At 65.2% G+C, this 8,570-nt stretch carries 8 protein-coding genes; 2 read left to right on the top strand and 6 right to left on the bottom strand.

The features are described from left to right. Positions 1-262: 262 nt before the first annotated feature. From CK219_RS20170 to CK219_RS20155, 4 genes are all read right to left on the bottom strand, one after another. Positions 263-1,198 carry a helix-turn-helix domain-containing GNAT family N-acetyltransferase gene (locus tag CK219_RS20170; protein ID WP_095768462.1) on the bottom strand — a complete coding sequence of 312 codons (936 nt, stop codon included), beginning with the start codon at positions 1,196-1,198 and terminating at the stop codon, positions 263-265. Positions 1,199-1,524: 326 nt separating this feature from the next. Beyond that, on the bottom strand, positions 1,525-2,661 hold the full coding sequence (locus CK219_RS20165; RefSeq protein WP_095768461.1) for an alanine racemase: 1,137 nt from the start codon (positions 2,659-2,661) through the stop codon (positions 1,525-1,527). Continuing rightward, positions 2,658-3,938 carry a D-arabinono-1,4-lactone oxidase gene (locus CK219_RS20160; protein WP_095768460.1) on the bottom strand — a complete coding sequence of 427 codons (1,281 nt, stop codon included), beginning with the start codon at positions 3,936-3,938 and terminating at the stop codon, positions 2,658-2,660. Before CK219_RS20160 ends, CK219_RS20165 begins: the two co-directional genes overlap by 4 nt. 14 nt (positions 3,939-3,952) lie before the next feature. Next, positions 3,953-5,137 (bottom strand): MFS transporter, encoded by a 1,185-nt coding sequence (locus tag CK219_RS20155; RefSeq protein WP_095768459.1) that lies wholly within the window; start codon positions 5,135-5,137, stop codon positions 3,953-3,955. A gap of 119 nt (positions 5,138-5,256) precedes the next feature. Here CK219_RS20155 and CK219_RS20150 point away from each other — a divergent pair, with 119 nt between their 5' ends. Continuing rightward, a complete protein-coding gene (locus CK219_RS20150) occupies positions 5,257-5,883 on the top strand; it encodes a TetR/AcrR family transcriptional regulator (RefSeq protein WP_095768458.1) in 627 nt (208 codons plus the stop codon). Between the two features lie 33 nt (positions 5,884-5,916). On the opposite strand, the gene CK219_RS20145 is transcribed toward CK219_RS20150, so the two are convergent. Further along, complete coding sequence (locus CK219_RS20145) at positions 5,917-6,816, bottom strand: LysR family transcriptional regulator (RefSeq protein WP_095768457.1); 900 nt, start codon at positions 6,814-6,816, stop codon at positions 5,917-5,919. A gap of 104 nt (positions 6,817-6,920) precedes the next feature. Here CK219_RS20145 and CK219_RS20140 point away from each other — a divergent pair, with 104 nt between their 5' ends. Beyond that, entirely contained in the window at positions 6,921-7,682 is a 762-nt protein-coding gene (locus CK219_RS20140; protein ID WP_095768456.1) for an SDR family oxidoreductase, read from the top strand. Between the two features lie 8 nt (positions 7,683-7,690). Here CK219_RS20140 and CK219_RS20135 read toward each other — a convergent pair whose 3' ends face one another. Further along, complete coding sequence (locus tag CK219_RS20135; RefSeq protein WP_095768455.1) at positions 7,691-8,542, bottom strand: hypothetical protein; 852 nt, start codon at positions 8,540-8,542, stop codon at positions 7,691-7,693. Positions 8,543-8,570 lie beyond the last annotated feature (28 nt).

Raw genomic sequence — 8,570 nt, 5'->3', positions numbered from 1 at the left:
CGCCCGCAAGCTTGTCGCCTAGAAACGCCTCCGCCAGGCTCAACTGTCCCGTCTGCTTCACAGCCATCGCGATTCCCTCCGAGCTTCCTCTCAGAGAATCACAACCAGCCAATTACGCAACAGGCCCCCTGTGGGAGAAGGTGGATCGGCGCGCAGCGCCGAGACGGATGAGGGGTGTTCCAGCGGAGTGAGACGTTGGCATTCCCTGGAGCACCCCGCGCCTTCGGCGACACCTTCTTCCACAAGGGGAGAAGGAAAAGCGCTAAAGCTCGAGATTCCACGTTTGTCCGACAAGATCCTTGCCAAAGGAATGATGGCGTTCTTCCTCGACCAGCTTGAAGCCGGCAGCCTGATAGATACGGCGGGCCGAGCCCAGTATGTCGTTGGTCCAGAGCGTCAGCGTCCGGTAGCCCTTGGCGCGTGCGAAGGCGATGCATTCGTCGACCAGCCGCCGACCGATGCCGAGGCCGCGCGCCGACGGTTCGACGTAGAGCAGCCTGAGCTTCGCGACCTTGGGTGACTTGCGCATGACGAAGACCGAGCCGACCACCTCGCCTTCGCGCTCGGCGATCCAGCTGCGCTCCCATTGCGGGACGAAGTTCTTGACGAACTCACCGAGGATCTCTGCGACCAGCGCCTCGTAAGTTTCGTCCCAGCCATAGTCCTGCGCGTAGATGAGGCCTTGACGGTGCGTGATCCAGCCGATGTCGCCAACCTGCAGCGGCCGCAGGATATAGGGAACCTTGGCTTCAGGTCTGTCGCCGAGCAGGTCCTGGACGGTGCGCATGGCGTTGACCAGCCGCTCCTGTTCGGCCGGCGCCAGGCGATCGAGCAACGCGCGCACCTGGTCATGCGAATCCTGGTTGAGAGGCGCAAAGGCTTCCCTGCCGGCTGGCGTCAGCGCGATCGAGGCGCGGCGCGCGTCGGTCTCACTAGCTTCGCGTCCGACCAGGCCGCGCTCCTCGAATTTCTTCAACAGCCGGCTGACATAGCCGGGATCGAGGCCGAGGTCGCGCACCAGGTCGCTTGCGACCAGCCCATCGCGATGGGCGAGCTCGTAAAGCACCCGCGCCTCGGTCAGCGAGAACGGACTTTTCAGCAGGCCCTCGTCGAGCAGGCCGAGCTGGCGGGTATAGAAGCGGTTGAAGGCGCGCACCGCATCGATACGGTCCTTGCCGGGGTGATTGTGGATGGTCATGGGAAATCCTCCTGTCATGGACAGGATCAATCATTTAGTTGACTGAGTCAATGAAATGATCGCCGCGCTTTCGTCATTCCAGGGCGGAGCAAGGAGCGAAGCGACGCGCGCAGACCCTGGAATCCATGCCGTTACCTACGATCGATACAACGGTGCGGACCCTGACGCCAAAACGCTGGCATAGGATACCTTCTTCTGCGCCGTATTCGTTCTTCGGCAGGTGGAACGGAATGGATTCTAGGGTCTCCGCTCCGCTTCGCGTCGCTCCGCCCTAGAATGACGACGTCACGGTAGCCGGCGCTAGTCGCGAGCGTCTGAAGCGCCTCTCAACCCATTGGCAGCACTGGCCAAAACTCCACGATCCGCCCTCCGGCAAACACGGCAATCGCCCCGAAATGTTGCAGCACCGCCTCGCTCTGAGTTGGCCGCAGGAAAGCATAGTCGCCGGGCTTCACATCCGCGGCTGCCGGCAGGCCCATGAATTGCTGGTTGGACGACAGGCCGATCAATCCGTTCGCCTTCATGCCTTCGGGAAACACCGGCTCGGCCATCCATTTGCCGCCATAGAGATAGCAGCCCTTGCGCGGGAAGAGGCCAAGCCCCTGCAGCGCCCTGGAAACCGCCGGCGGGCCGGGCAGCATCGGATCGAGCGCCTTGAGGATCGGCGTGGCGATAAAGGCCGCCGGCTGGAAGCCCTCCAGGCCAGGCGTGTCGAAATCCTTTGGCAGCACGAAGGCCGAGCCGATCGACACTTCGTTGGCGACGCCGCCGCCATGCAGCAGCGCGGTCTTGGAGCCGCCGGTGTTGAGGGTGCGGCGCTGGTCCGGATCGAGGGCAGCGACGAATTCCGCGGCCTTGGCAGAGGCCTGCTTCAGCGCCTTGGCCACGCCGCCGAACAGGCCCGGTATCTCCGGCGCATGCGCCTCATAGGCCATGATGCCGTCGCAGAGCAGACCTTTTGGAATCGTGAGCGCGTTAATCTCGGCGGGATCACGAAAACCGCCGCGATGCAGGCCGACGTCCACCTCGAAAGCGAAGCGCAATTCTGTGTCGAGCGCGGCAGCGAGCGCGCCATATTCCGCCAGCCGTTCCGGCGTGTCGATCAGCCAGCAGACGCGCGACCACCAGCCGGCGCCACCCCTGGTCAGCGCGGCCCTGGCGGCACCCACCGGCATCGGCTTGCCGTAGAGCAGATCGCCCTCGGAAAACGCGTCAAGCACGGCCTGCGTCACCGGCGGATGGAAGGTCATGAAGCGGTTGGTGCCAAGCGCCTTGGCGATATGCGAAAGCAACGGCACGCAAGGCAGCGACTTGTCGACCAGCCGCACGCCAAGGCCCGGCGCCAGCCTTTGCTTCACCAGCGCGACGTTGCCGTCCAGCCGGTCGCGATCGAGGACAAGGCAGGGCCGGAAAATCTCGGCGGCCATCAATGCATCGGCCAGGGCGGCGAAATAGGCGCTCATTGTTGGATGCCGAACAGGCCGGCCATGTAGGGCGAGACGAAACGGTTTTGCGGATCGATGTCGCGCCGCACCGCCATCGCATCGTCCCAGCGCGGATAAAGCTTCTTGAAGTCCGCCGCCTTCAGGCTGTGCACCTTGCCCCAATGCGGCCTGCCGCCACACTTGCGGAAGATCGGCTCGGCGGCGCGCATGAAAGGCAGCGGGTCGTTAGCCGCATCGTGGTGGATTGCGATCGAGCAGGTCAGCCTCTTGTAGAATGGCGAAAGCCAGAATTCGTCGGCCGCCACCGAGCGCACCTCGATCGGGAAATAGACTTCCGGGAAATGCTTTTCCGTAAGCGCAATGATCTCGGCCAACGCCTTGGGACCTTCCTCGTAAGGCAGGTGATACTCCATCTCGTTGAATTTGGTGCGACGCTCGCTGGCGTAGACGTTGAGCCAGTCCTGCACATAGTCTTCCGCCGGCACCTTCTTCACCGCCCCTCTGATCAGCGCGCGGCGCAACCGCGGCAGCCAGCGCAACGTTGTCCGCAGCTTACGCAAAGTCGCCAACCCTTCCTCGTCGTCTTCGGTCGGCCGCGTCGTCGGCGCCGCGTCGCTAAGATCGCTGGCGATGAACTGGGCGTAGCCGGAGAACGGGATGTAGTAGAACTCGGCCGAGCGATGCGCGGCCATCATCGTCTCGAAGTTTTTGAGCATGTCGCCGATCGGCAGCACCCATTTGCGGCGGCGCAGCCGGTAGGTGGCGATGTTGTTCATCGCCACTTCGGTCAGCACGCCGAAGGCGCCCAGCGCGACGCCCGTGGCGTGGATCATGTCCAGGTCGTCTGCCCGGCTGAACTCGCGCAGCTCGCCTTGCCCATCGACGAGTTGCAGCGCCTCCAATTGCGTGTGATAGGCGCCGAGCGTCGGGCCGGAGCCATGCGTTGCCGTGCCCAGCGCGCCGCCGATCGCCTGGCGGTCGATGTCGCCCATGTTGGGCAGGCCTTGGCCGATGTCCTGCAGGATGTGCATCAAGGCGCCGAGCCGCGTGCCTGCCCTCACCCGCGCCCGGTTGTTCGCGGCATCGTGCGAGACCAGCCCCCCGAGCTTCTCCAGCGAGACAATGGTGCCGTCGGACTGAACCAGCGGCGTGAAGGAATGGCCGGCGCCAGCGACGCGCAGCGGACCGGGCGCCGAGCGCACCAGTTCGGTCAGCTCGCCGGCATCGGCGGGCGCCGCGATCAATTTCGGGGAAGCCGTGACGAAACCAGACCAGTTGCTCCAGGCGGTTGCCATCTTGACCCCTTTGCTCAGACCCGGCCGCGCCGCCGCGCGACCAGCACGAAAATGCCGAGCAAAAGCACGCTCGCCAAAGCGGCGGCGGCGGCGAATTCGGGCACGGGCCGGAAATCCGCGCCGTCGATCAGCAGCGAGGCGGCGACCGGGCCGATGGCGAGGCCGAAGAGTTGGGCGGCCGGCACCAGCAGCACGGCGGTGCGCGTCTCGTCGGCGGTGATCGCCAGCCGGATCTGGTAAGGCACGATGAAGAGCAGGATGAAGCCCATCACCAGCGCCACGGCCCAGAACACCGAAAGACCCGGGCCGGACGCAAGCAGCAGCGAGCTGATCGCCGCGACGATCCCGATGACGGTGATGGCAAAACGATAGTCGATGCGCGCCTCGAAGCTTGTCGCGGTCATCGCGCCGAGCACCTGCGCGGCAAGGCTCGCCGAAACCATCAAGCCGACGGTGCGGCCATCGATGCCGAACTGCGCGCCGATGGGCTCGAGAAAAGCCCAGATGGCGCCGAAGAACATGAAATAGCAGAAGATCGACAGCAGCGCGGCGATCGCCGGCACGGTCGCCACGTTGGCGAACTGTTCTTGCTTGGGCAGGTCGGCATAGTCGTCGGGCACGGTCCACGCCACGACGAGCGAAAGCAGACAGACGATGCCGAGCGCGATGAAGCCGCCGGCCGAGCCCGCTCTCGGCACGGCAAAGAGCGCGAGGATCAGCGCCAGCGCGCATTGCGCCAAGGTCTGCAGCGTGACGAAATAGCCGCCGATGCGCTCGGCCCGGCGCGAGCGGGCGATCAGCTCGGTCGCCACGGCGACCAGCCCGCCCTCCGCGAGGCCGGCCAGCGTGCGCGCGCCGATCAGCGCATTGGGGCTGCCGGCATAAGCGGTCCAGACATTGGCGAGCGCGAGCAGAACGAGCAGCACCGTGCTCTTCCAGCGCATGTTCCTGGCGGGAAGCAACATCGCCACGACGCCCGAGCCGATAGCGATCGCGATCATCTCGGCGGTGGCGACCAGCGCCAGCTCGTCGCCGGTGACATGGCCTTCGCTGTAGAGCGCACCGAGCAGCACCGGCTGCAGTCCGAGGATGAGGAGGCCGACCGAGCCGATCCACAGCGCCGAGGCCAGCTGCAGGCCCGTCGGATTGCCGACAAGCCAATCGCCATTTTCCGCTTGCGCGGCTTGCGATGCGGTCACGAGGCGCTCTCCCTTGCAGCTCGCTCGAAAAACTGACAGGTTGTCAGCATTTGACGGAACTGATACTTGATCATGTTTCTTGTCAACCGCGAATTCGCGGCTTTCACGAGATTTGGCGCATGACGCAGACAAGGCGAACAGCGACGGAACCGCGGCGCAGGCCGAAGCAGGAGCGCAGCCGTGAGCGCATCGACGCGATCCTCGCCACGACCATGCGACTGATCGGCGAGAAGGGCATCGACGCGGTGACGATGAAGGAAGTCGGCGCGCTGGCCGGCGGGCCGATCGCTACCGTCTATCATTACTTCCCCAGCAAGTCGGCGATCCTGGCGATGCTCTATGAGCGGTTCTCCGAGGAAAGCCGCGCACGCTTCGGCGCGATCATCGCCAGGATAGCCCGGCTGGACGACGTGACCGCCGCGGCCGACCAGCTGCTCGACGATTATCATGCCCGTGTCGCCGCGGACCCAGCCATCCAGGACCTGCAGAACGCCATCCAGGCCGACAAGGCGCTGCAGCATCTCGACATCGCCGAGACGAGGCAACAGGCGAAGATGTTCTGCGATAAGGTCGGGCCGATGCTCCAAGCGGAGCAGCGCGAGGCTTTCGGACGTGTCGTGTTCCTGATCTTCCAGCTCGCCGGCAGCGTCGTGCGGCTGGCGCTGGCACAGGACGAAGCGGAGGGACGGAGGACGATCGAGGATTATCGGTCGATCATCCATACGCAGTTGAAGCTGTTTTTGTAGCCGACGCCATACTCGGGGCCGCGCCTGGCTGCCTCAGCCCGCTTCCAGCTTCGGCCCCAGAATCTCCACCAGCCAATCCACAAACACTCTCACCCTTGGCGAAAGCTGGCGGCTCGGCGGATAAAGCACCGAGATCGGCGTCGGCGTCGGCGGATTGTCCGGCAGCACCTCGACCAGCCGGCCCGCTTCGATGTCGGCGGCGAAGCGGCGGCGCGGTGCCTGGTAGAGGCCGAAACCCTGGCGCACGAGCGTGGCGGCGGTGTCGGAATTGGAGACGGTGACGCGCGACGGCAGCACGATCTCGCGGATCTTTCCATCGACGGTGAACTCCAGCGGCATCACCTGGCCGGTGCGGGACGAGACGAAGCCGATCATGACGTGCCCGGCAAGCTCGTCCAGAGTGCGCGGCAGGCCGTAGCGCTCGACATAGGCGACGCTGGCAACCGTCGCCTCGCGCGCCATGCCGATGCGGCGCGCGATCATGTCGCTGTCGGGCAGCGTGCCGGCACGGACCACGCAATCGACGCCTTCGCGCACCAGGTCGACGAAGCGGTCGCCCTCGCCGATATGCACGCTGAGCCCGGGATAGCGGGCGAGCAGCGCCGGCAGTTCCGGAATGACGAAGGTGCGGGCCATGTTGCCGTTGATGTCGATGCTCAGACGTCCGCGCACCTCATGCGCGCCGAAGCTGCCCTCGGCATCCTCGATGTCGGCGAGGATGCCGATGCAGCGCTGGTAATAGGCCTCGCCGTCCAGCGTCGTGGTGACGTGGCGCGTTGTGCGCCTCAGCAATTGTACGCCGAGCCGCTCCTCGAGCTGCTTGATCGCGGCGGTGGCGCTGGAGCGCGGCAGGCCGAGATCGGCGGCGGCCGCGGTGAAGCTGCGCCGTTCCACAACGCGAGTGAAGAGCCGCATGCTGTCGAACCGGTCCATCGCCGATTGTTCGCACAGACTGAATAGTGTTGGCAATCCATGGCCGATTATATCGATCAGGCAGGCGAGTATATGCATCTCCATCCAAAAGAAGGAGATTCGCCATGACCACTCGTCCCATTGCTCTCATCACCGGCGGCAGCCGCGGCCTCGGCCGCAACACCGCGATCCACCTTGCCCGGAGGGGCGTCGACGTCATCGTCACCTATCGCTCGCGCGCCGACGAGGCGAAGAGCGCAATCGCCGAGATCGAGACTGCCGGCGGTCGAGCAGCGGCGCTTGAGCTCGACGCCGGCGCCGTCGCCAGCTTCCCGGCTTTCGTTGCGGCGTTGAAGAAGACCCTCAAGGACACCTGGCAGCGCGACCGCTTCGACTATCTCGTCAACAATGCCGGCACCGGTCTGCGTAAGCCGATCGCCGAGACGACGCAAGAGGAGTTCGACACGCTGATGAACACCCATCTGAAGGGCGTGTTCTTCCTCACCCAGGCGCTGCTGCCGCTGATCAATGATGGCGGACGCATCATCAACATCTCGAGCGGGCTCGCCCGCTTTGCTGCTCCCGGATCGTCGGCCTATGCGATGATGAAGGGCGGCATCGAGGTGTTCACGCGCTACCTCGCCAAGGAGCTCGGCCAGCGCGGCATCACCGCCAACACCGTGGCGCCCGGCGCGATCGCCACGGACTTCAATGGCGGCCATGTGCGCGACAATGCCGAGATCAACCGCATGGTGGCCGGCGTCACCGCGCTCGGCCGCGTCGGCGTCCCCGACGATATCGGGCCGATGATCGCCTCGCTGCTCTCCGACGACAATCGCTGGGTCAACGCCCAGCGCATCGAGGTGTCTGGGGGCATGAATATCTAGACGATCGGTCACTTGACCTGGCGGATCAGTCCTTCGAAGCCGTCGGCAAGATTGGCATTGCCGGCGGCGATGAAGCTCGACAGGTTCCTGGCACGCCCAGGGGTCTTGTTGGCATCGAGCAGCACCGCCCTGCCCTCATGTATGACGAAGTCGAACTTGCCGTAATCGAAGCCGAGCTGGCGCCGCAGCGCGCGCAGCTCGTCCGGCACGGGCACCGCCTCGCGGCGGATGGTGTCGTCGCCCTTGACCAGGCTCTGCGGCGAGACATGACGGGTGCAGCGCTCGCGCTCGCCGCAGAACAGCCAGAAGCGGGCGCCAAAACCGTCCGGCTCCGGCTCGGGAATGAATTTCTCGACGACCAGATCCCGGCGTTCAAAGACCGCGGCCGGAACATCGGCGAGCGAGGCATGGATCTCGTATTTTTCGAAGGCTTGGACCCCGGGAAACGGCTCCGGCCTGCCGGCTCGCCGCGCGCGCCGGTTCAGCTGCTGTTCCGGCGTTCCCCGATGGTTGAGGCTGCTCTTGACGATGACCTGTCCCTGCCAGTCGTCGCCTTGGCCAATCACGGCGCCGCTGACGCGGCGTTTCGAGATGTCGGCGGCCCCAAGATTGAGGCAGAAGGGAAAGCGGCGCGCATAGTCGACATAATCGGGCGGCGTCACGGTCGCGTCGAGATGCAGCACCGCGATGTCGGCGGCCGGCTTCGCCGAGGTGCCGCGCAGGACCCGCACCGAATGGCCGCGGCGCTTCAGCTCCTCCAGCAGGTCGAAGAGCATATACGGGCTGTCACGGCGCAGCAGCAGCCCGCGCCGGGTCTGGAAGCGGTCTTGTTCATGCGTGATGACGGCGATGCGTGCCATGCGCCCCACTTGGCTTATCATGCGCTTT

Source organism: Mesorhizobium sp. WSM4313, assembly GCF_002294725.1.
In the GTDB taxonomy this organism is placed as follows: domain Bacteria; phylum Pseudomonadota; class Alphaproteobacteria; order Rhizobiales; family Rhizobiaceae; genus Mesorhizobium.
The sequence above is the reverse complement of the archived record's forward strand: the minus strand, read 5'-3'. Positions and strand labels throughout refer to the sequence as shown.

Coding starts and splice junctions, on each gene's coding strand:
- CK219_RS20160 (WP_095768460.1), bottom strand. CDS start 3,938: ATGGCAACCGCCTGGAGCAACTGGTCTGGTTTCGTCACGGCTTCCCCG.
- CK219_RS20170 (WP_095768462.1), bottom strand. CDS start 1,198: ATGACCATCCACAATCACCCCGGCAAGGACCGTATCGATGCGGTGCGC.
- CK219_RS20145 (WP_095768457.1), bottom strand. CDS start 6,816: ATGGACCGGTTCGACAGCATGCGGCTCTTCACTCGCGTTGTGGAACGG.
- CK219_RS20135 (WP_095768455.1), bottom strand. CDS start 8,542: ATGGCACGCATCGCCGTCATCACGCATGAACAAGACCGCTTCCAGACC.
- CK219_RS20150 (WP_095768458.1), top strand. CDS start 5,257: ATGACGCAGACAAGGCGAACAGCGACGGAACCGCGGCGCAGGCCGAAG.
- CK219_RS20165 (WP_095768461.1), bottom strand. CDS start 2,661: ATGAGCGCCTATTTCGCCGCCCTGGCCGATGCATTGATGGCCGCCGAG.
- CK219_RS20140 (WP_095768456.1), top strand. CDS start 6,921: ATGACCACTCGTCCCATTGCTCTCATCACCGGCGGCAGCCGCGGCCTC.